Origin of the sequence: Rahnella victoriana (assembly GCF_004330295.1) — a bacterium.
In the GTDB taxonomy this organism is placed as follows: domain Bacteria; phylum Pseudomonadota; class Gammaproteobacteria; order Enterobacterales; family Enterobacteriaceae; genus Rahnella; species Rahnella victoriana.
On record NZ_SJOJ01000004.1, the window covers coordinates 173082 to 193335 of the forward strand.

Consider the following 20254-nt stretch of genomic DNA (forward strand, 5'->3'; position numbering starts at 1 on the left):
GAAAACGAAAGCAAAAACCGCTCAGCTGAGCGGTTTTTTTATGCCTGAAATCTGATATCAAGGAAAAAAATCACCGCTTCTGAATATACGTCAGCGCCAGCGCCACTGCCAGCACCAGCCCTTTAATGATATCCATCGCATAATACGGCACCGATAACATCACCAGCCCGTTCGACAACACGCCTAAAATCACCGCGCCGAGCAGGGTTCCCAGCGCATTCGGCTTACCGGAACCGGCCAGTGAGAAACCGATATACGCGGCGGCAACGGCGTCCATCAGATAACCGCCGCCAGCATTGACCTGAGAAGAACCAATGCGCGAAGCCAGCAATATTCCGCCCGCACCGGCAAGCACCGATGACATCACATAAGCAATCACCCGGTAGCGCGCGGTGCGGATCCCCGCCAGACGTGCGGCCAGCGGGTTGCCGCCGATGGCGTACATGCGGCGGCCATGCTTGGTCAGCGACATAAACAGTTGCACCGCAATGGTCACGACGGCCATCACGATCACAATCACCGGCACCTGACCGAGCAGGCTGAACACCGCAGGGACCGTGCCTTCGGCCATGTCACCGCTTGGCAGCAGCATGTTTTCAGTGATCGAGCCGCCGTAGCTGTAAGTCATCGCTGCGCCCTGAATCACAAACAGACTGGCGAGGGTGGCCAGCATGTCAGGAATTTTCAGGATCACGATCAGAAAGGCGTTGAACAGGCCGACCAGCGTACACAGCGCCAGCGTGATCAGAATGGCTTCGGTGGTACCGAATCCGTGCCAGACGAACATCGAAATCACCAGCGCATTGGCAAGCGATGCCGTTGAGCCGACGGATAAATCGAAGCCGCCGACGGCCAGTGAGATCGACACGCCGATGGCAATCACCGTGACGATGGCAATCGAGCGCAGAATATTGATGATATTCGAAGGTTCGAGGAAGTTATCGGAGGCGATGCCAAACGCGGCGATCAGCAATACCACGGTCAGTAACATGCCCCATTTATACAAAAACTCGAACAGCTGATGACGCCACGGTTGTGGGGCGTCGGGCACGTTTTCTTTACTCACCACGGCTTTGTTCACGCGGGGATTCCTCCGGTTGAATAGGTTAATAAGGTTTCTTCGTCGACGTCTGCGGCGTTCAGTTCGGCGACAATCCGGCCGTCCCATAACACCAGAATGCGGTCGCATAAACCGACCAGCTCGGCGAACTCACCGGAAGCATAAATAATGCCTTTTCCCTGTTGCGCCAGGCCGTCGATCAGCCTGAACACGTCCGTTTTGGCCTTGATGTCTACGCCTTTGGTCGGTTCGTCAAAGATCAACACCTGACTCTCACTGCGCAGCCATTTTCCGATGGCGACCTTTTGCTGGTTGCCGCCGGAAAGCCGGGCCAGCTTCTGCATCGGCCCGGAAGCGCGAATGCCCAAGCGGCTGATAATGTCTTTTGCCCACGACAACGACTGACGCCCGCTGAAAATGCTCCAGCGCGAAAAGGTGTCGTCGGCGGTGACGCTGAGGTTCATCGGGATATTTTCGTCAATGAAAATCCCTTCCTTGCGCCGTTCTTCCGGTACCAGCGCCAGTCCCTGTTCCACGGAAAGATGCGGTTCTTTCGGCTTCCACGGTTTGCCGTTCAGCTCACCGCTGTCGACCTGACTCGGCGTCGCACCAAACAGCGCCTTGCACAGTTCGGTTTTCCCGGCACCGGCCAGCCCGGCAATACCGAGGATTTCCCCGCGATGCAAACGCAGAGAGATATCACGCAGTTTGTCTTTATCGTGCATACCCTGAATGCTCAGCAGGGTTTCACCGCTGTGCGGCGGGCGGCGCGGCGGATAAATATCGTCGAGCTGATGGCCGATCATTTTCTCGATAATGTGCTCATTGCTCAGGCCGTCCATACTGTCATCACTCACCAGACGCCCGTCGCGCAATACGGTCATGCGATCGCAGATATCGCGCAGTTCATGAATACGGTGCGAGATAAACACAATCGCCATTCCGGCGGCTTTCAGCTTGCGTACCAGCGCGAACAGTCGTGCGCTTTCCGCCTGATCCAGCGGGGCGGTGGGCTCATCGAGGATCAGAAAACGACATTTATGCGATAACGCCCGCGCCAGCAAAATCAGCTGTTTTTCTGCCAGCGTACAGCTGTCGATGCGCGCCCGCAGGCTGATGTTCAGCCCGAGTTGTTCGGTCAGCAACTGCGCCTGACGATAAAGCTGCGGCCAGTTGTGCAGATGACCCGGTTCGGCAAGGCGATCGAGCATGATGTTTTCGGCGACGTTAAGCGTCGGCACCAGCGCGACATCAACCTCCTGCTGAACCAGATGAATACCGTGCTCGCGGGCATGATGCGGCAGACGGATGTTAACCGCCGTGCCGTCGATGCTGATTTGCCCGCTGTAATGGTCATGTGTGCCGGAAAGCACCGCCATCAGGGTCGATTTTCCCGCACCGTTCGCGCCGACTAATGCGTGGACGGATCCGCCTTCCAGCGTGAAATCCACCTGGCGCAGGGCAGGGAAACCGGCAAAGGAAATCGAGATGTTGCGCATCTCAAGGAGGGAGGAGGTCACTGGAGGTTCGGCCTTATTAAATAGACGGATGGGGATTCAGACGTTTAGCCGTCTAATACTCTTTAGCAGAGTTTTAACATATCGGCTGATTTTCGCAACCAATTAAATAATCTAAGCCCGCGTCAAAAAAGCATAAGCTGTCGCATGGAAAAAGTTCACGGTGATTTCAGAACAAAAAAGTGTCATCAGGCAGTCAACTTTTATACTATCTGGTCGCCCGTTCAGGGCGGACAAAAAACAGGGTTAACCCCTGACATATAAAGGGATGTTATTTATGGATCTGAATTTAAAAGACCGGCGGCCGATTACCACGCGGGATAAGCGTTGGGCGAAAGACAGTGCGCGCTGGCTGAAAAATAAGGGTGTGACGCCCAACCAGATTTCGGTCGCCAGCATGGCGTTTGCGCTGGTGTCCGGGCTGAGTTTTCTGCTGGCATTTTATGTCGGGTCAGCCGTCGGGCGGGGGATTTTCCTGCTGCTGGCCGCGCTGATGATTCAGGGGCGGCTGATCTGCAATCTGCTCGACGGCATGGTGGCGGTCGAAGGCGGCATGGGCAGCCCGGCGGGGCCGGTGTATAACGAGTTGCCGGATCGCGTTTCCGATACGCTGATTTTACTCGGCGTCGGTTACAGCCTGACGGCCTGGCCGGAGGCGGCCATCCTCGGCTGGGCAGCGGCATTGCTGGCGCTGATGACGGCGTATCTGCGTCTGCTCGGCGGGACCTGCGGGCTGAAACAGCAATTTCTCGGGCCGATGGCGAAACAGCACCGTATGGCGATCTTGTGTGCCGGTGCGGTAGTGGCGATCTTCCTGCCCGTCCAGTGGGGGCAACTGCTGTTGCTGACCTGCCTGATCATAATCTGCCTCGGCGCGCTGGTAACCTGCTGGCGTCGTGGTGCAGGGATTTTGCGTGACCTGCATACGCAGGCTGACAAACAAGGAAATGATGATGGATTATCAGACTAAATTACCGCTGGATGGCCGTCTGGTGGCGGGTTTTCTGGTGCGCTTATGCCGTTTGCTGACGGGCATCCGCGCCCGCTGGCTGGCACCCTTGCCGGGAAAACAGGCGCGGATTTACTACGCCAATCACTCCAGCCATCTTGACGGCATGGTGATCTGGGCCAGTCTTCCCGCGCGGTTACGCGGCAACGTTCGTCCGGTGGCGGCTGCCGATTACTGGCTTTCCTCAAAATTGCGCCGTTACATCGCCCGCCGCGTGTTTAACGCGGTGCTTATCAAACGTCGCCCTGCCGAAAAGCAGACCGAACAGCCGAATAACGCGCTGGAGCTGATGAATGACCCGCTGCGCAAAGGCCAGTCGCTGATTATTTTCCCCGAGGGCACACGCGGCAACGGTGAAGAAATCTCTCCTTTCAAAAGCGGGATCTGGCATTTGGCGAAAATGAATCCGGATGTGGAACTGGTGCCGGTGTATCTCGAAAACCTTAACCGTGTGTTGCCGAAAGGCTCACGGCTGGTGGTGCCGATCCTGTGTTCCGCCACCTTTGGTGAACCGGTAGAAGGGATCAGGGAAGGGGAAGACAAAACGGAATTCCTGCTTCGTGCAAGGACGGCTCTGGAGGCACTGGCATCATGAATTTTCAGGATAAATCATTAGTTTATTTACTGTGCGGATTGTTCGGTCTGTTACTGATCGCCAGCATTCTGGGGTATCTGATTGCGCTGGTAAAAGGCAATACGCCGGTCGTCGCTAACCTGAATGCCCGCATCCGCGCCTGGTGGATGATGTGTATTTTATCCGTGATGGCGATGTGGTTCGGGCCAGTTGGCTCGACGCTGCTGTTTGCGGTGATGTCGTTTCTGGCGCTGCGCGAATGCATCACGCTGACCCCGACGCGACGCGGCGACCACGAGGCGCTGTTCTGGTGTTTCTTCATCATGCTGCCGCTGCAATATCTGCTGGTGGGCGAACGCTGGTACGGCACTTTTGCCATTTTCATTCCGGTGTATGCGTTCCTGTTTATTCCGACCCGTATGGCGCTGGCTGGCGATACCGTGAATTTCCTCGAGCGCAGCGCGAAAATTCAGTGGAGCATGATGCTGGCGGTGTATTGCATCAGCCATGCACCGGCGCTGCTGATGCTGAATATTCCGGGCTATGAGAATCAGAACATCAAGCTGCTGCTGTTCCTGATGATTGTGGTGCAGATTTCGGACGTGTTGCAGTACGTGTTTGGCAAACTGTTCGGTAAACGCCCGATTGCGCCGCGTCTCAGCCCGAATAAAACCCTCGAAGGCTTTGTCGGCGGTATCCTCAGCGCCACGCTGGTGGGGACACTGCTGTGGTGGATCACGCCGTTCGCTCCGTGGCAGGCGGCGCTGATTTCCCTGATTATCACCCTGCTCGGATTCGCAGGTGGCCTGTGCATGTCGGCGATCAAACGCGACCGGGGTGTTAAAGATTTTGGCGCCATGATCGAAGGGCACGGCGGCATGATGGATCGCATCGATTCCCTGTGCTTCGCCGCCCCGGTGTTCTTCCACATTATCCGGTTCTACTTTACGTAGTTTCCCGCTTGCACCTCCCCTGCGAAGGGGAGGTGCAAGGAAATCAGGACTTCGCGGCCAGCACCACCAGTTTCTGGTTCACAAATTCTTTGATACCGAGATCAGAGAGTTCGCGGCCAAAACCGGAGCGTTTAACGCCGCCGAACGGCAGTTCTGCTGCGGTATCCGTCGGGGAATTGACGTATACCATGCCGGTCTCAATCTGGCTTGCCAGCTTACGGGCGCGGGTCAGATCGGTGGTGAACAGGGAACCGCCGAGGCCGTAATGGGAGTCGTTGGCAAGTTTCACCAGCTCCTCATCATTTTTCACCACATACACCTGTGCAACCGGGCCAAAGAACTCTTCGAAATAGGCCGGGTTATCGCGGGTGATGTGCGTCAGGATCGTAGGCTCATAAAAATTACCCGGATTGTTTTCGACTTTTTTACCGCCAAAGTGCAGTTTCGCCCCATGTTTCACGGCGTCATCGACCTGTTTGCTGAGGGTTTTCAGGGCTTCTTCTGACGACAGTGGCCCCAGCGTGGTGGACGTATCCAGCGGATCGCCAATCTTCAGCGCCTTAAAGTGTTCGGTGAATTTTTTAAGGAACTCATCGGCGATTTTTTCATGAACAATGAAACGCTTGGCGGCGGTACAGACCTGACCGGCGTTGGAAACACGCGCCTGCGCACCCGCTTTCGCAGCCTTGTCGATATCCGCATCATCAAGCACGGCAAACACATCGTTGCCGCCCAGTTCCAGCGTCGATTTTTTCAGCTTACTGGCAGCGCGTGAGGCCACTACGGCACCGGCTTTTTCCGAGCCGGTGAGCGCGACACCCTGAACGCGATCATCATCGATGATGGCACTGACCTGATCCTGAGAGATAAACAGATTGGTATACGCCCCTTTTGGCGCGCCCGCTTCGGTAACCAGTTTCTCAAATGTTTGGGCACAATGCGGCACGATGCTGGCATGTTTCACCACCACACTGTTACCGGACGCCAGATTCGGTGCCAGCACGCGCATCAGCTGATAGAACGGGAAGTTCCACGGCTCGACGGCCATGATGATCCCTATCGGATGATGCTCAACCCAGGCTTCGCCGAGATCGGATTTATAAGGCACAGGTTTGAGAAATTCTTCGGCGTTTTCCGCGTAGAATTTCGCAATATCTGCGCAAATTTGTACTTCGCCGCGGCTCTGACCGATGAGTTTCCCCATCTCAACACTGACCACTTCCGCCAGTTCATCGACGCGGGAAGCCATCAGTTCAGACAATTTATGCAGTACGTTAACGCGCTGCTTAATATCGCCCTGGCCCCAGTCAGATTTGTACAGGGCGTGGGCGGTGGAGAGCGCTTCTTCAACCTGCTGATCATTATGTGTTTGATATTCTTTGATGAGCTTATTGTTGAACGGATTGATTGTTTGATATGGCATATGTTGCTCCTTGTTTTGTGGCGCGCTGTGAATAAATGAACAACGCGTTGGAATTGAGGTGCGTGCGCCTGTCTGTGTTCTTTCTCAACAGAACATTAAGCATAGTCGATAAAATGTGAACTCTGTCCCAGAGACACCTCATGCAACACAACCGTTTTAAGCACTCAGCCTGCTTTCTCAGCAGCCCCGCCATACGCGGGCTGTCGTCTGTCTCTCAGAAAAGTCGGCTTTACGTAACTTTGCGGCAGACTGTTAATGATTTGTTTTCAGCAAGCGATTGATAAATTTACCGCTCACTTTTATGCTGGCTTTCCTTCCATTTTCCGACTTTGAGAAACTCATGAAACTTGAGGCGATTCCCTTTTGCACGACTGACTGGAGCGACGTCACACCGACGCAGCATCCGGGTGATGCTGGTATGGCGCTGTGGCGTACGCAAAAATTTGGCGATATCCGTGTGCGTATCGTCGAATACTCCGCAGGTTATGAAGCCGATCACTGGTGCAGTAAAGGGCACGTTTTGTTTTGCCTTGAGGGAGAGCTTCACACGCGTCTTGAAGACGGGCGTACTTTTACCCTGTCGCCGGGCATGAGTTATCAGGTGGCGGACAACGCCGAAGCGCATCGTTCATCCACACCGGTTGGCGCGAAACTGTTTGTTGTTGATTAGTCGTGGTGGTTTAGCAGGATTGTTTACAGAAAATTGGCCGTCCGCTGAGGCGGGCGACAAGGAGCAGCAGGTGAGTAAATTACGGGTTGGTATTATTTTTGGCGGTAAATCGGCAGAGCATGAAGTGTCACTGCAGTCGGCAAAAAACATTGTGGATGCGATTGATAAACAGCGTTTTGAGGTGACTTTGCTGGGCATTGATAAGAAAGGTGAGTGGCACATTAACGATGCCAGTAATTATCTGATCAACGCTGAAAATCCGTCGCTGATTGCCCTGAACCGCTCGAATAATCAGGTCGCGCTGATCCCCGGTCAGACTGAAAATCAGCTAATCGAAACCCACAGTGCCAGCGCGCTGTCGCAGGTGGATGTGATCTTCCCGATCGTGCACGGCACGCTGGGCGAAGATGGTTCATTGCAGGGGTTGCTGCGCATGGCCAACATCGCCTTTGTTGGCTCCGGCGTGCTGGGGTCGGCAGTCAGCATGGATAAAGATGTCACCAAACGTTTGCTGCGTGATGCAGGTTTATCCGTGGCGCCCTTTGTCTGTCTGACCCGCGCCAACCGTCAAAAAAATACCTTTGCCGATGTGTCGAAAAAACTCGGTGTACCGCTGTTTATCAAACCGGCCAATCAGGGTTCTTCCGTGGGCGTCAGTAAAGTCAGCGATGAAGCGGGCTTTGTACGCGCCCTGGATCAGGCGTTCAGTTTCGATCATAAAGTGCTGGTGGAATCGGCAATCAAAGGGCGTGAAATTGAATGTGCGGTGCTGGGTAATGATTTCCCGCAGGCCAGCGTGTGCGGCGAGGTGATCCTGCACGACGATTTTTATTCCTACGATACCAAATACATCAATGAATCCGGTGCATCGATTGCCGTTCCGGCGGATCTACCGCAGGAAACGCACGACCGTATCCGTGCTATCGCTTTACAGGCATTTCAGGTGCTGGAATGTCGCGGTATGGCGCGCGTTGATGTGTTCCTGACGGAGCAGGGGGAAGTGATCATTAATGAGATCAATACTCTGCCGGGCTTCACCAATATCAGCATGTATCCGAAACTCTGGGCCGCCAGCGGTGTAGGTTACAGCGAACTGATCACGCGCCTGATCGAACTCGCACTGGAGCAACATCAGCAGGACAACCAGCTGAAAAGTTCGGCTCACTGATTTTTTTGGTGTAAACCCCGGACACGAAAAAGGCGGCAAACGCCGCCTCTTCTGCTTACTGCTCTTTACTGCTTACATCAGCTTATTTATACAGCTCTGCAGTACCGTACAGGTGGTTTTCACCGGATGCGCCGATGATGCGGTATGAACTTGCACCGGCGTCATTGGCTTTGGCATTCAGTTTATTCTGCAGGCTGGACAGGTCATTGCTGGATGTCGCACTGACCACACCGATTGCTTGCTGACCAGCAGGCGCAGACTGAACTTCTGTTGCCGCCAGGGTAGAGAATGAAGCGGTTGCCAGCGCAATGGCGGCGAGAGTCATAGTAATGTTTTTCATGATGGTTTCCTCAATTCGATTTTTTAAGCTTTGCCAGGCGTTGTCATCAACGTTCATTTAATGGGCAAAGCTGTCTTCTGTCCGATACAACATTCAGTTTTTTAATCGTCAACTCAATGTCGTTTTACCCTTAAAAACTCAGTGCTTATTTATACAGCTCAGCTGTGCCGTACAGGTGATTTTCACCGGATGCACCGATGATGCGGTATGAACTTGCACCAGCGTCATTGGCTTTGGCATTCAGTTTATTCTGCAGACTGGACAGGTCATTGCTTGATGTTGCACTGACCACACCGATAGCTTGCTGACCGGCAGGTGCAGACTGAACTTCTGTTGCCGCCAGTGTCGAGAATGATGCGGTAGCAAGGGCGATTGCAGCTAATGTCATTTTTACGTTTTTCATGATGGTCTTCCTTATATCTCTTTATCAGCAGGTGATTTTTCAGTCCGACGTTATTTATTAACGTTCGATAAGTAAATGTTAGACCTTGATCACAAACTGCGCAACTGATTTATTTATTAATCGTTAACTAATTGTGCGGAACAATCTTCTAGCGGACCCCAGCGGGCTTATTTATAAAGCTCTGCGGTACCGTACAAGTGGTTTTCACCAGAAGCACCGATGATGCGGTAAGACGTTGCACCGGCTTCTGTCGCTTTCGCATTCAGTTTTGACTGCAGGGTGCTCAGGTTGCCGTTTGAAGAAGCACTGATGGTCCCGATGGTTTGTTCACCTGCCGGAGCGGACTGAACTTCAGTAGCTGCCAGGGCAGAGAAAGAAGCGGTAGCCAGTGTCAGTGCTGCGAGTGTCATTGCGATGTTTTTCATGATGTCTTGTCCTGTTCATTAATCTGTTGTTCGGGGATTCTTCTTTCGAACCCTCAGTGTCGGGTCAACGTTATTTATTAGTTAACGTTCGATAAGTAAATGGTAAGGGGTGTTGAGAGTTCGTGCAAGATGTTTTTTTAATGAGCGTTAACTTATTGTGCTGTGACACGCATCACATCAAAACGGTATCTTGTTTTGGTTTTGTTAAATTTATGTTTTTAAAATGATTCACGAAACTCACAGGGATAGGGCTTATCTAAAAATGAGCTGAATGAATCTTTAATGATCGCTAAGTTAATGGTTGGTTCTGACCGGAGAGGGTGATAAAACAGGGGTCGGCGACGAAAAAGATAAGGCGACACAGGCCGCCTTATCGTTATTTCTGCCCTGACAATCTGTCGTCAGGTGCCACTCTTCTTTAGTAATAGATAGAAGGGGGCTGATGACCAGAGGTCGAAGGTGCAGGTGGCTGAGTCGGAGAAGTTGGAATTCGGCCCTGTTCGACTTTTTTGTTCGCGCAGGTAGCCGGGTTACAAAAGTTACTGTCACCGGTCACATTGACCATGGCGACTTCCTGACTCTGTAAAGGCATCATGATAACCTGCTGTGCGGCAACGTTGGCAACCGGTACAGCGGTCAATGCCAGAACTGCAAGAAGGATTTTGAAGTTACTCATGATGTTACGTCCTGGGTTTATTGCTTATAAAAAGCGTCTTTAGCTGTGCTGCTTTGCGGGTGTGAGTGATTTTCTTATCGCTCGATAATTAAATGATAAACTCCGCTGGACTTGTGCGCAACTATTTTTAATAATGATCGTTAACTTATTTCAACGATAAGTTTTTATAACCATAATCACAATGGTGATGGAAGGAGGGTGTATGAGCACTGAACAGACGGCTTTGGTCCGGAAAAGTCGCGGTCGCCCAAAACAGTTCGACCGTGGAACTGCTCTGAGCAAGGCCCTGAATTTATTCTGGCGCCATGGTTATGAGGCCACGTCATTAGCTGATTTGGTCGAAGCAACCGGTGCGAAAGCGCCTACTCTGTATGCCGAATTTGGCAACAAAGAAGGGCTTTTCCGCGCAGCCGTTGAACATTATCTGAAAAACTTTTACGAAAAGAGCTCATGTTTACTGAGCAGAACAGATTTGTCCGTCGAGGATACGGTCGGGCGCTATCTGCGTGCCATCGTTGAGCTGTTTACCGACTGCGACACGCCAAGTGGCTGCTTTATGATCAGCGCATCATCCGGGATGTCTTCATCGTCTGCGGATATTGCCGAAATGCTGCGTGCACGCCACCTCTCGCAGGAACGCACTCTGTTTGAATATTTCGAGAAGAAAAAACAGAGCGGCGATCTGACCGCTGTAACCGACAGCGCCCTGCTGGCGAAATACCTCGCCTGCACCATTCAGGGCTTCTCGGTTCAGGCGCGTGATGGCGCAAGTTCGGATGAACTGAACCGGCTTATCGACGTGGTCATGAATATCTGGCCGCAACTGGCTAAAGCGACCGTTATCAGCACTGCTGCACATTAACGGATGCCGGATTTCAGACAATTGTTGAGAAAGAGAATAGAACGCCAGGTGCTGAGTATTTCGGGCCTGGCGTCAGGCGGTATAGACTTTGAGAAACCGCCGGGCGACCCGGGATTATTCGGTCCGGAAAGCGTCACCTGGCGGATCCACGGCGATTTCTCCTCCATGCTTTGCGGCGGCGTCAGTGCGTTGCTGTTGCAAATGCTGCACCCGCTGGCGCTGGCCGGTGTCTGGGATCACTCCTCGTTTCGTGACGATATGCTCGGCCGTTTGCGCCGTACCAGCCAGTTTATTTCTGCCACCACTTTTGCCCCTGTCGGTGAGGCCAACCTGTTAATCGACAAGGTCAAATCCATTCATCTGCGGGTCACCGGAACCGATGCCTGTGGCACGCCGTATGCCGCCAGCGACCCGGATCTCCTTGTCTGGGTGCATGTGGCCGAAGCCTACAGTTTCCTGCAATCTCACCTGCGTTACCGCAATCCTTCGCTCAGCCTGGCGGATCAGAACCGTTATTATCAGGAATTTTCCCGCGTGGCGAAAAGCCTCGGCGCGGTGAATGTGCCGGAAAGTGTCGCGGCAGTTGAAACCTATTTGCAGGCGATGCGCCCGCAGTTGCGCTGCGACGAACGTACGCTGGAAGTGGTCAAACTCTTGCGAAATGCGCCCGCGCCAAGCCGTCTGGCGAAACCGGTTGGCAGCCTGATGATTCAGGCGGGGTTTGAATTATTGCCTGACTGGGCCGCCACGCAACTGGGGATTTCCCATTCCCCGTCTAAACGTAAAATTGTGCGTTTCGGTACCCGCCGCATTGCAGGCGTGCTGCGCTGGTCGGTAAGAAACGGCTCATGGCATCGCGCCATGCGGCGGATGGGGCGTCTTCGCTGATCGTTAACGCTGCGGATATGCGCCCGGCCCGGTCGGCGCTCAACTGATTCTCCCAGTGTGCGACTTATCCGTAAGTCTTGCCGCTTAGGTAAAAAAGCGCGTGTTTTAAAGCCTTATCGGAGATTTTTGGGAATATTGCCCGTTATCGGGCTGGCATAACCGTTCTACACTGACCATCACAGGGAATAATAAGCTTCCTAATCTTGCTGAGGTCATATGCGCCAGTCCGACATTGTTGCTGAAGTCAGTAACGACAAACAAACCCTGACCGCGCTGGTCGAGCAGGATAACCGCGTGGTGTATTTCTACATTTTCGCCCGTGAAGATTTGCGCGACCGTTTTCCGAAAATGCGTGCCTGCTGGGTGCGTAATCTGGTGCCCGCGCCGGTGAAAGATGATACCGATGCGATGGAGCAGGGGATGGCTCCGATGCTGGCGGCGCAGTATTGCCGTAATCTGGAAGGCGAAGCGCCGCTGGATCCGGCACAAATCCAGATTTTATGGAACGAGAGCGATGACGGCGCGGCACTGTGGTATCAGGGATTGTTACTGGCGGTGATCCCCGGCTGGAGTTTGTATATCGACCATTCGGTGTGTTATTCCGCCGGATGCATTAAACAGAATCCGCTGACCTTCCCGCTGGGTTCTGCCTCAACGAACACGCAATGTGAGCTGGCGGAAAAGACCCGTTTGTTCTGGCGTGACTGGCAAAATGAGTTTAGTAATCCGTGGCCGAGAATTCAGCGCAAGCTGCTGGAATCCTACGAAGATCGTTTTGGTCCCTCGCTGAAATATTATCTGATCAATCAGGGCAGCTGGCCGCCGATGGCGATATCCCAGCATGAAGATGAAGAAAATTACTACTTCTTCACGGTCGGCATGAGCATCCGCCCGATGCCGCAAATCGACATTGTTTTTAATGACGAAGCGGAAAAACACCGCCGCATAGAGCTGGCTTTTTCGGTCGGCAAGGAATACGTCACTGAAGAGAATGCGGTGCAGATGGCCAGCGCGTTATCCGGTTACGCACAAGTTCCCTGGACCACCCTCAGCTGGCTCGGCGAAGGCCACACGCTGATGTCACCGATGGCACCGCTTGGTTTTGAAGGACACGTCATTTCCTCCGCCCTGTGCGGACCCGCAGACAAAATGCAACTGCCGAAAATATACGGGGATCCGGTGAATCAGTTCTGGGTCAGCCCGGTATTCACCAGCGAACTGGAATTTGCGCAGGCCAAACCGAACGGCGGATTTGAACTGGTCGCCGCAATGATCGAGAACGACATCGGGTATGTGTTTGCGCCGAGAAGCGCGGTGGTCTGATGTCAGGGATCGGCGCGGAGTGCTTGCTCCTCCCCCTGCGAAGGGGGAGGCCGGGAGGGGGTTTAGCAGGCAACTCAGATGCCATTAATACCCCACCCCAGCCCTCCCCTTCGCAGGGGAGGGAGCAAACTAAAAATCTGCCGTTATTTACTCATTTCCGGCTGAAAATCCTCAGCATCCACATCATATCCCGACGGTTCCCACCGTACCGCTGTCAGCACGATTAAGCCTGCCAGTGGCGCTAACGCGATCACCCAGAACACGCCGGTGCCGAGCGCCGCGGAAAGGACCGGGAACAGGAACAACGAGACCGTGGAGCTGCCGCGCATCAGCGTCTGGTTGAAGCCGACACCCATGCCGCGCAGCGACGTCGGATAGCTCAGTGACGCAAATGTCATGGTGTGCGAACCCGGACCGAAGCCCTGACCGAACAGGAATAACGCCAGCATGGCGATGGAAATCGCCGCTTCTCCGCCGTCGGCCGGTCGGCCCACCAGCGCCAGGCCGATCATCGCGACCAGCTGGCAGGCGTAACCGGCGTAGGTCATTTTCCATGCGCCAAATTTCGAGACATAACGCACCGCAATCAGGCCGCCGACAAAGGCGAAGCACAGGTTCAGGCCGAGTGAGAACAGAATGGTGCTGATCATCGACTGTTGCAGGAAGCTGGATAAGATCACCGGCAGCCCGAACGCCACGGCGTTATAGGCAAAGGACGAGGCCACGGCAGTGACGGTCGCCAGCACGGTGCGGCGCAGATAAACGCCCTGCAACAGCGTGCCGTAGTTGCGCCATGCGGCTTTACGTACTTTCACCTGCGGTGTCTTATCGGCATCGTCTGCCACGACGGCATTGATGTTATAGGATTTTCTCAGGATCGCCGCCGCACTTTGCAGGTCGCCCTGATTGGCTGCCCAGACCGGCGATTCATTCATATAACGGTGGCGGATAGCGATAATCAGGATCGCCGGTACTGCGCCGAAACCGAGGATCAGACGCCATAACCAGTCGGTATGGGTAGCCGGCAGCACCGCGTAAAGCAGCAGAACCAGCAGATACGACACGCTGATCGCCGCATACCACGTCGGACACCACATCGCCACGCGCGAGGCTTTATTGCCGCGTCCCTGAAGTTTTGAGAACTCCGCCAGAAACGCCATGGCGACCGGTAAATCGATACCGACCCCCAGACCCATCACAAAGCGTGAGCCGCCCAATACCCATTCGTTTGGCGCAAAGGCGCAGGCCAGCGCGGCAATCACGAAGAAGAACATATCGGCCATAAATACGCGGTAACGGCCGATTTTGTCGGTCAGATAGCCGCCGAACAGTGCGCCGACAATCGCCCCGAAGGTGATGGCCGATGCCACAAAGCCCGCGCCGGAAGGCGTCAGGCCGAACTGGCGGGTAATATCTTTCATCCCGAAAGCCAGCGCACCGAGGTCGTAGGCGTCGAGGAAAACGCCGCCCAGTGCGATAGCAATCACGATGCGCGCGTCGCTGATTTTGGCCGCGCCACGGTTCACTAACTGAGTAATATCGGCAGCGGAACGAATCACCACCGGCTGGTCAGACGCAGTGTCGGCTGCGCTGTAATCCCCTGAAGAGGCGGCCTGAGAGGCCGCAATTGAATCAGACATTGTTGTGTTTACGCTTTTTGACAAAAAAACCAGCATAGAGGCGACGTGATACCGGTCACAAGTCCTGATTAGCGGTTGAGTGAAAATAAATGGCTATAAGTTAAAACTAAGTGATCTAAGCGTGCTGTCGCCAGCGCAAAACTGCCTTAATCACCTTGCCGTTTCTGCTGTCTTCTGCCGCCTGATTAATGGCCTCAAAATCGTAAAAATGCAGTAAGCGATCGAAGGGGAATTTCCCCGCCTGCCACAATGAAATCATTTTCGGGATAAATTCCTGCGCGACCGAATCCCCCTGAATGACGCTGAGAATTTTCCGCCCGCGTGACAGCGTCGCGCCACCGGCACCGGTCAGGCGCACCATCACGCCGCCGTCATTCAGCGCCTGTTGTCCGAGGGTGTCCAGCGCCGGTACGCCCGCCGTATCAATGACGTAATCCAGCGTCCCTTGCAGATTGCGCTCCTGGCCGGTTTTCAGCACGTCTGTTGCGCCCAGTTCACGCGCCAGATCCAGACGGTGCTGATGCTGATCGAGGGCGATAATCTCCTTCGCTCCGGCGATTTTTGCCGCCATCACCGCCGCCATACCGACTGCGCCGGTGCCGGTGATCAGCAGGCGGTCACCTTTTTTCACCTTCAGGGTATTCATCACCGTCCCCGCGCCGGTTTGCAGGCCGCAGCCGAGGGGCGCGAGTGTGGCCAGCGGCAGCGATTTATCCACTTTGACCAGATTCTGTTCCGTCACCAGCGCATAACTGGCAAACGACGACTGACCGAAAAAGTGCCCGTCGATACCCTGCGGATAGGCGCTGCTGCCGTCGAGGCGTGAGAAGCCAAAATTCAGGGTGGAGAAGTGTTCGCAGTCCACCGGCCGGTGATTTTCGCAGGCGTCGCACTGGCCGCAGGACTGAAACGACAGCACCACATGATCGCCCGGTTTCACCCCGGTCACCGCGCTGCCGACCTGATCGACAATCCCGGCACCTTCGTGACCCGGCACCACGCCGGGCGACAGAAAACTGAGATCGGTGTGGCAAATCCCGCAGGCGACAATGTGTACCCCGACTTCATTACGACGCGGTGCGCCAAGGCGGATCTTTTCGAATTTCAGGTGATGATCACTGTCAGCGATGGCCGCGCTGATCATGCGGGGATGCGTTCTGTGTGGATGTTGCACTGACATCGGGTTCTCCTGTCTGCAGGGAAAACGGACGAGGGGGGCTAAGTGATGCGGCGGATAAGCTTCGAACATTTACGCATTTTACAGCGATACCGCCGCCTGCTTTTATGGCTCACCATCCATTCCCCTGCGCAAAATTGGACTATTCTTGTTAGCAGCTTGTTTTCATGAGTGAAAGAATAAAAAAAGAGCAGTCGCCGGGCGACAAAACCAACATAACCCGATAAGAGGATAGAACATGACTGTAATAACCGGGCGAGTACGGGGATTTTCCGTGGCAGCGCTGGCACTGGTGTCAGCCATCAGTTTCAGCGCACAGGCGGCGGATGACGCCGTGCGTGTCGGCTCCAAAATTGATACCGAGGGTTCGCTGCTCGGCAACATCATTATTCAGGTGCTGGAAGCCAATGGCATTCACACCACCAATAAGTTACAGCTGGGGACGACCAAAGTAGTGCGCGGGGCGATCACCGCCGGTGAAATCGACCTCTATCCGGAATACACCGGTAACGGCGCGTTCTTCTTCTCTGACGATAAAGATCCGGCGTGGAAAAATGCCCAGGCCGGTTTCGATAAAGTGAAAAAGCTCGATTACGACCAGAACAAAATTGTCTGGCTCAGCCCGTCTCCGGCCAACAACACCTGGACCATCGCGGTGCGTCAGGACGTGGCGAGTGCGCATAACCTGAAATCCCTGGGCGATTTGGGCAAATTCATCAGCAGCGGCGGCGATTTTAAACTGGCGGCCTCGGCGGAATTTATCGAGCGCCCGGATGCGTTACCGGCGTTTGAAAATGCCTACGGTTTCAAACTGAATCAGGCGCAGTTACTGTCGCTGGCGGGCGGCGATACGGCGGTCACCATTAAAGCGGCTGCCGAACAGACTTCCGGCGTCAATGCGGCGATGGCTTACGGCACGGACGGCCCGGTGGCGGCGCTGGGCCTGCAAACGCTGGAAGATCCGAAAGGCGTGCAGCCGATTTACGCGCCAGCGCCGATCATCCGCGAGGCGGCGCTGAAAGCGCATCCGAACATTCCTGATTTACTGAAACCGGTGTTTGCGTCGCTCGATACCAAAACGTTGCAGGGCCTGAACGCGAAAATCGCGGTGGATGGTCAGGATGCGAAAAAGGTCGCGGCGAAATATTTGCAGGAAAAAGGTTTCTTTAAAAAATAACCGGGCAGTGACGCCCTGAGCACGGCCTGCGGGTCGTGCTCACCGGACTCAGGTATTGTTTTGACTCATCATTCTCCCGTCAAAAACCGCGTGCTGCTGACGCTGGTTTTGCTGCTGTGGCTGGCCGGTTTCGGCCTGGCCTTTCTCAGCCATGCGCCCAACCGGCTGGTGTCCGGCAAGGGCATTTCGCTGGCGAGTCTGCTGCATGGCTACTCCGCGTTATTACTCATTCCGGCTTTATTGCTGCTGGCCTGCGCCTTCGTGACGCTGTATGGCCGCCATCATTTGCTGGTGATGTTGCTGGCGGAAATCCTGCTGACGGCGCTGGTCTGGCTGGCCGGACACGGGGCTGTGCAACTGGCCGGCGGCGATGAGGACAGCATCGCGCGCACCTCGCTCGGCGGCGGCTTCTGGTCGGCTGCCGCGCTGTGTCTGCTGATTGCCTCCGACGCCATTTCCCGTTTCACCCGCAATCACAGCCTGCGGATTGTGCTCAACGTGCAGATGATCGTGCCGGTGGTGTTGCTGCTGGCGTACGGTCAGCTTGCCCAGCTTTCGCTGCTCAAAGAATACGACAACCGTTCCGACGTGTTTAACGACGCGCTGTGGCAGCATCTCGGCATTCTGTTTGGCACGCTGGTGCCTGCGGTGCTGATCGGTCTGCCCGCCGGATTGTTGTGTCACCGCAAACCGCGCTGGCGCGGACCGGTGCTGTCAGTGCTCAATATTATTCAGACCGTGCCGTCGATCGCGCTGTTTGGTTTACTGCTCGCGCCGCTGGCGGGACTGGCGAAAGCGGTGCCGTGGCTGGCGGAACACGGTATCAGCGGTATCGGGCTGGCCCCGGCGATCATTGCGCTGGTGCTCTATTCATTGCTGCCGCTGGTGCGCGGGGTGATTGCCGGGCTGGAGTCGGTGCCGGAAGCGGTGATCGAATCCGCGCGTGGCATGGGCATGAACCGGGTGCAGATCTTCTTCCGTGTACAGATGCCGATCGCCTTGCCGGTGATCCTGACCGGTATCCGCATCGTGGCGGTGCAAACCGTCGGTATGGCGATGGTCGCGGCGCTGATCGGCGCAGGCGGACTGGGTGCCATCATGTTCCAGGGCTTGCTCAGCAGCGCGCTGGATCTGGTGCTGCTCGGTGTGATCCCTGCGGTGCTGATGGCCGTCGTCGTCGACAGCGCTTTTAAATTCGCCGTCTCAATGCTGGAGACCACACGCAGATGATTCATTTCAAACAGGTAAGCAAACACTTTGCCGGAAAAGCGGTCGTGCGCGACCTGACGCTGGAAATGGCGAAAGGCGAATTCACGGTGCTGATCGGCACGTCCGGCTCGGGGAAATCCACCACGCTGAAGATGATTAACCGGCTGGTGGAGCACGATCGCGGCGAAATTCTTTTTGCCGGTGAACCGATAGAAAAATTCCGTGCGCAGGATTTGCGCCGCCGCATGGGCTACGCCATCCAGTCGATTGGCCTGTTCCCGCACTGGACGGTGGAAGAGAACATCGCCACGGTGCCGCAACTGCTGAAATGGCCGAAAGCCAAAATCCGCGACCGCGTGACCGAGCTGATGAACCTGCTCAATCTTGACCCGAAACAGTTCCGTCAGCGGTATCCGCATCAGCTTTCCGGCGGGCAACAGCAGCGCGTCGGCGTGGCGCGTGCGCTGGCCTCCGACCCGGAAGTGTTACTGATGGATGAACCCTTCGGTGCGCTGGATCCGGTGACCCGCGCAACCTTACAGGAAGAGGTGGCGCGTATTCATAAAATCACTCACCGCACCATTGTGCTGGTGACCCATGATATCGACGAGGCGCTGGCGCTGGCCGACCGTATCGTCCTGCTTAACGACGGGCAGGTGGTGCAGCAGGGCACGCCGCTGGAACTGCTGACGCAACCGGCGACGCCGTTCGTACGCGATTTCTTCGGCGGCAGCGACATGGGTATTCGTTTGCTGTCGCTGCGGGAAGTCGGTTCGCTGACGCGGCGCGGTGAGCTGTACACCGGCAGCGGCAAACCGCTGACCGACAGCATGAGCCTGAGTCAGGCATTGTCGGCGTTTGTCGCGCAGCAGGTTCAGCATTTGCCGGTGGTGGATGAACAGGGGCAGCCGCTCGGCGTGCTGCATTTTGCGGATCTGACCGCGCAAAGGAGCATCGCATGACACGGGTTGTGGTGCGGGTCATCACGGATCCGCTGATCTGGCTGTTTGCTTTATTGCTGGCGCTGATTTTTGGCATGACCTCGCTCGGCGGCCTGTTCCACTGGCTGTTTCCTGAACTGAGCAGGCCGGTCTATCAGCAGGAAAGTTTCGCCGCGCTGGTGCAGGCGCATCTGTTGCTGGTCGGGATTTCCAGCCTGATTGCGGTGGTGATTGGCGTGGCGGCAGGCGTCGGGGTCACGCGTCCGGCGGGTAAAGAGTTCCGCTCACTGGTGGAAACCCTGGTGGCGATGGGGCAGACCTTTCCGCCGGTCGCGGTGCTGGCCGTCGCGGTGCCGGTGATGGGATTCAGTGAAAAACCGGCGATTATCGCGCTGGTGCTTTACGGTTTACTGCCGGTGTTGCAGGGAACGATTGCCGGGATCGAATCAGTGCCGCCTTCGGCGCGCGAGATTGCGCAGGGCGTCGGCATGAGCCGCTGGCAGATGTTGCGGAAAGTGGAAATTCCGCTGGCCGCGCCGGTGATCATTTCCGGCATCCGTACGTCAGTGATCATCAATATCGGCACGGCGGCGATCGCCTCGTCGGTCGGCACGTTAAGCCTCGGCTCACCGATTATTATCGGCCTGAGCGGGTTTAACACGGCGTATGTATTGCAGGGCGCGGTGATTGTTGCACTGCTGGCGATTTGCGTGGATATGCTGTTTGAACGCTGGAGCCTGTGGTTACAACGCTGGCAGCAGCGGTCAGGAGAGGGATCAGTTCGCTGATGCCGCAGGCGGCGCAGGCACCACAGAAGGG

21 protein-coding genes are annotated in these 20254 nt (G+C 55.4%); 12 read left to right on the forward strand and 9 right to left on the reverse strand.

Annotation, left to right across the window (positions count from 1 at the left end; genetic code table 11):
• Positions 1-70: 70 nt before the first annotated feature.
• Entirely contained in the window at positions 71-1066 is a 996-nt protein-coding gene (locus EYY67_RS05160) for an ABC transporter permease (RefSeq protein WP_131693010.1), read from the reverse strand.
• 11 nt (positions 1067-1077) lie between these two features.
• Positions 1078-2559 carry a sugar ABC transporter ATP-binding protein gene (locus EYY67_RS05165; protein ID WP_095922752.1) on the reverse strand — a complete coding sequence of 494 codons (1482 nt, stop codon included), beginning with the start codon at positions 2557-2559 and terminating at the stop codon, positions 1078-1080.
• A 295-nt stretch (positions 2560-2854) separates the two neighbouring features.
• Between EYY67_RS05165 and EYY67_RS05170 the strand changes: the two genes are divergently transcribed.
• The 3 genes from EYY67_RS05170 to EYY67_RS05180 are packed head-to-tail and all read left to right on the forward strand — an operon-like array spanning position 2855 to position 5113.
• A complete protein-coding gene (locus EYY67_RS05170; RefSeq protein WP_095922751.1) occupies positions 2855-3547 on the forward strand; it encodes a CDP-alcohol phosphatidyltransferase family protein in 693 nt (230 codons plus the stop codon).
• A complete protein-coding gene (locus EYY67_RS05175) occupies positions 3531-4181 on the forward strand; it encodes a lysophospholipid acyltransferase family protein (protein ID WP_095922750.1) in 651 nt (216 codons plus the stop codon). Before EYY67_RS05170 ends, EYY67_RS05175 begins: the two co-directional genes overlap by 17 nt.
• The gene (locus tag EYY67_RS05180; protein WP_095922749.1) at positions 4178-5113 is read left to right on the forward strand and encodes a phosphatidate cytidylyltransferase; all 936 of its coding nucleotides are present in this window, start codon (positions 4178-4180) and stop codon (positions 5111-5113) included. The genes EYY67_RS05175 and EYY67_RS05180 overlap by 4 nt, the downstream gene beginning before the upstream one ends.
• 43 nt (positions 5114-5156) lie before the next feature.
• Here EYY67_RS05180 and EYY67_RS05185 read toward each other — a convergent pair whose 3' ends face one another.
• Positions 5157-6536 (reverse strand): NAD-dependent succinate-semialdehyde dehydrogenase, encoded by a 1380-nt coding sequence (locus EYY67_RS05185; RefSeq protein WP_131692983.1) that lies wholly within the window; start codon positions 6534-6536, stop codon positions 5157-5159.
• A gap of 340 nt (positions 6537-6876) precedes the next feature.
• Between EYY67_RS05185 and EYY67_RS05190 the strand changes: the two genes are divergently transcribed.
• On the forward strand, positions 6877-7206 hold the full coding sequence (locus tag EYY67_RS05190; protein ID WP_095925176.1) for a DHCW motif cupin fold protein: 330 nt from the start codon (positions 6877-6879) through the stop codon (positions 7204-7206).
• Positions 7207-7276: 70 nt separating this feature from the next.
• Positions 7277-8374, forward strand: a complete 1098-nt coding sequence (gene ddlA / locus EYY67_RS05195; protein WP_095922747.1) for a D-alanine--D-alanine ligase — start codon at positions 7277-7279, stop codon at positions 8372-8374.
• 82 nt (positions 8375-8456) lie between these two features.
• On the opposite strand, the gene bhsA (EYY67_RS05200) is transcribed toward ddlA, so the two are convergent.
• From bhsA (EYY67_RS05200) to EYY67_RS05215, 4 genes are all read right to left on the reverse strand, one after another.
• On the reverse strand, positions 8457-8714 hold the full coding sequence (gene bhsA, locus EYY67_RS05200) for a multiple stress resistance protein BhsA (RefSeq protein ID WP_095925175.1): 258 nt from the start codon (positions 8712-8714) through the stop codon (positions 8457-8459).
• A 145-nt stretch (positions 8715-8859) separates the two neighbouring features.
• Entirely contained in the window at positions 8860-9117 is a 258-nt protein-coding gene (gene bhsA / locus EYY67_RS05205; RefSeq protein WP_095922746.1) for a multiple stress resistance protein BhsA, read from the reverse strand.
• Positions 9118-9284: 167 nt separating this feature from the next.
• On the reverse strand, positions 9285-9542 hold the full coding sequence (gene bhsA, locus EYY67_RS05210) for a multiple stress resistance protein BhsA (RefSeq protein WP_095922745.1): 258 nt from the start codon (positions 9540-9542) through the stop codon (positions 9285-9287).
• Positions 9543-9960: 418 nt separating this feature from the next.
• Positions 9961-10218: a hypothetical protein gene (locus EYY67_RS05215; RefSeq protein ID WP_095922744.1), complete on the reverse strand. Its 258-nt coding sequence runs from the start codon at positions 10216-10218 to the stop codon at positions 9961-9963.
• Between the two features lie 202 nt (positions 10219-10420).
• Here EYY67_RS05215 and EYY67_RS05220 point away from each other — a divergent pair, with 202 nt between their 5' ends.
• The 3 genes from EYY67_RS05220 to EYY67_RS05230 all read left to right on the forward strand — a co-directional run bounded on the left by EYY67_RS05220 (position 10421) and on the right by EYY67_RS05230 (position 13291).
• Positions 10421-11080: a TetR/AcrR family transcriptional regulator gene (locus EYY67_RS05220; protein WP_095922743.1), complete on the forward strand. Its 660-nt coding sequence runs from the start codon at positions 10421-10423 to the stop codon at positions 11078-11080.
• Between the two features lie 3 nt (positions 11081-11083).
• Entirely contained in the window at positions 11084-11968 is an 885-nt protein-coding gene (locus EYY67_RS05225; RefSeq protein ID WP_131692984.1) for an oxygenase MpaB family protein, read from the forward strand.
• Between the two features lie 216 nt (positions 11969-12184).
• Complete coding sequence (locus EYY67_RS05230) at positions 12185-13291, forward strand: suppressor of fused domain protein (RefSeq protein ID WP_119822523.1); 1107 nt, start codon at positions 12185-12187, stop codon at positions 13289-13291.
• Between the two features lie 143 nt (positions 13292-13434).
• Here the strand turns inward: EYY67_RS05230 and EYY67_RS05235 are convergent, their stop codons facing one another.
• Positions 13435-14931: an MFS transporter gene (locus EYY67_RS05235; protein WP_131692985.1), complete on the reverse strand. Its 1497-nt coding sequence runs from the start codon at positions 14929-14931 to the stop codon at positions 13435-13437.
• A gap of 115 nt (positions 14932-15046) precedes the next feature.
• Positions 15047-16111, reverse strand: a complete 1065-nt coding sequence (locus EYY67_RS05240) for an NAD(P)-dependent alcohol dehydrogenase (protein ID WP_131692986.1) — start codon at positions 16109-16111, stop codon at positions 15047-15049.
• A gap of 235 nt (positions 16112-16346) precedes the next feature.
• On the opposite strand from EYY67_RS05240, the gene osmF reads away from it, so the two are divergent.
• The 4 genes from osmF to EYY67_RS05260 are packed head-to-tail and all read left to right on the forward strand — an operon-like array spanning position 16347 to position 20223.
• Positions 16347-17285 carry a glycine betaine ABC transporter substrate-binding protein OsmF gene (gene osmF, locus EYY67_RS05245; protein WP_131692987.1) on the forward strand — a complete coding sequence of 313 codons (939 nt, stop codon included), beginning with the start codon at positions 16347-16349 and terminating at the stop codon, positions 17283-17285.
• 60 nt (positions 17286-17345) lie between these two features.
• On the forward strand, positions 17346-18515 hold the full coding sequence (locus EYY67_RS05250) for an ABC transporter permease (protein ID WP_095922738.1): 1170 nt from the start codon (positions 17346-17348) through the stop codon (positions 18513-18515).
• Positions 18512-19456, forward strand: a complete 945-nt coding sequence (locus EYY67_RS05255) for an ABC transporter ATP-binding protein (protein WP_095922737.1) — start codon at positions 18512-18514, stop codon at positions 19454-19456. The genes EYY67_RS05250 and EYY67_RS05255 overlap by 4 nt, the downstream gene beginning before the upstream one ends.
• On the forward strand, positions 19453-20223 hold the full coding sequence (locus EYY67_RS05260) for an ABC transporter permease (protein ID WP_162928543.1): 771 nt from the start codon (positions 19453-19455) through the stop codon (positions 20221-20223). The genes EYY67_RS05255 and EYY67_RS05260 overlap by 4 nt, the downstream gene beginning before the upstream one ends.
• Positions 20224-20254 lie beyond the last annotated feature (31 nt).

Coding starts and splice junctions, on each gene's coding strand:
- EYY67_RS05170 (WP_095922751.1), top strand. CDS start 2,855: ATGGATCTGAATTTAAAAGACCGGCGGCCGATTACCACGCGGGATAAG.
- EYY67_RS05220 (WP_095922743.1), top strand. CDS start 10,421: ATGAGCACTGAACAGACGGCTTTGGTCCGGAAAAGTCGCGGTCGCCCA.
- EYY67_RS05215 (WP_095922744.1), bottom strand. CDS start 10,218: ATGAGTAACTTCAAAATCCTTCTTGCAGTTCTGGCATTGACCGCTGTA.
- EYY67_RS05165 (WP_095922752.1), bottom strand. CDS start 2,559: ATGCGCAACATCTCGATTTCCTTTGCCGGTTTCCCTGCCCTGCGCCAG.
- bhsA (WP_095922746.1), bottom strand. CDS start 9,117: ATGAAAAACGTAAAAATGACATTAGCTGCAATCGCCCTTGCTACCGCA.
- EYY67_RS05180 (WP_095922749.1), top strand. CDS start 4,178: ATGAATTTTCAGGATAAATCATTAGTTTATTTACTGTGCGGATTGTTC.
- EYY67_RS05235 (WP_131692985.1), bottom strand. CDS start 14,931: ATGTCTGATTCAATTGCGGCCTCTCAGGCCGCCTCTTCAGGGGATTAC.
- osmF (WP_131692987.1), top strand. CDS start 16,347: ATGACTGTAATAACCGGGCGAGTACGGGGATTTTCCGTGGCAGCGCTG.
- bhsA (WP_095922745.1), bottom strand. CDS start 9,542: ATGAAAAACATCGCAATGACACTCGCAGCACTGACACTGGCTACCGCT.
- EYY67_RS05230 (WP_119822523.1), top strand. CDS start 12,185: ATGCGCCAGTCCGACATTGTTGCTGAAGTCAGTAACGACAAACAAACC.
- bhsA (WP_095925175.1), bottom strand. CDS start 8,714: ATGAAAAACATTACTATGACTCTCGCCGCCATTGCGCTGGCAACCGCT.
- EYY67_RS05240 (WP_131692986.1), bottom strand. CDS start 16,111: ATGTCAGTGCAACATCCACACAGAACGCATCCCCGCATGATCAGCGCG.
- EYY67_RS05175 (WP_095922750.1), top strand. CDS start 3,531: ATGGATTATCAGACTAAATTACCGCTGGATGGCCGTCTGGTGGCGGGT.
- EYY67_RS05255 (WP_095922737.1), top strand. CDS start 18,512: ATGATTCATTTCAAACAGGTAAGCAAACACTTTGCCGGAAAAGCGGTC.
- EYY67_RS05190 (WP_095925176.1), top strand. CDS start 6,877: ATGAAACTTGAGGCGATTCCCTTTTGCACGACTGACTGGAGCGACGTC.
- EYY67_RS05260 (WP_162928543.1), top strand. CDS start 19,453: ATGACACGGGTTGTGGTGCGGGTCATCACGGATCCGCTGATCTGGCTG.
- EYY67_RS05185 (WP_131692983.1), bottom strand. CDS start 6,536: ATGCCATATCAAACAATCAATCCGTTCAACAATAAGCTCATCAAAGAA.
- EYY67_RS05225 (WP_131692984.1), top strand. CDS start 11,084: ATGCCGGATTTCAGACAATTGTTGAGAAAGAGAATAGAACGCCAGGTG.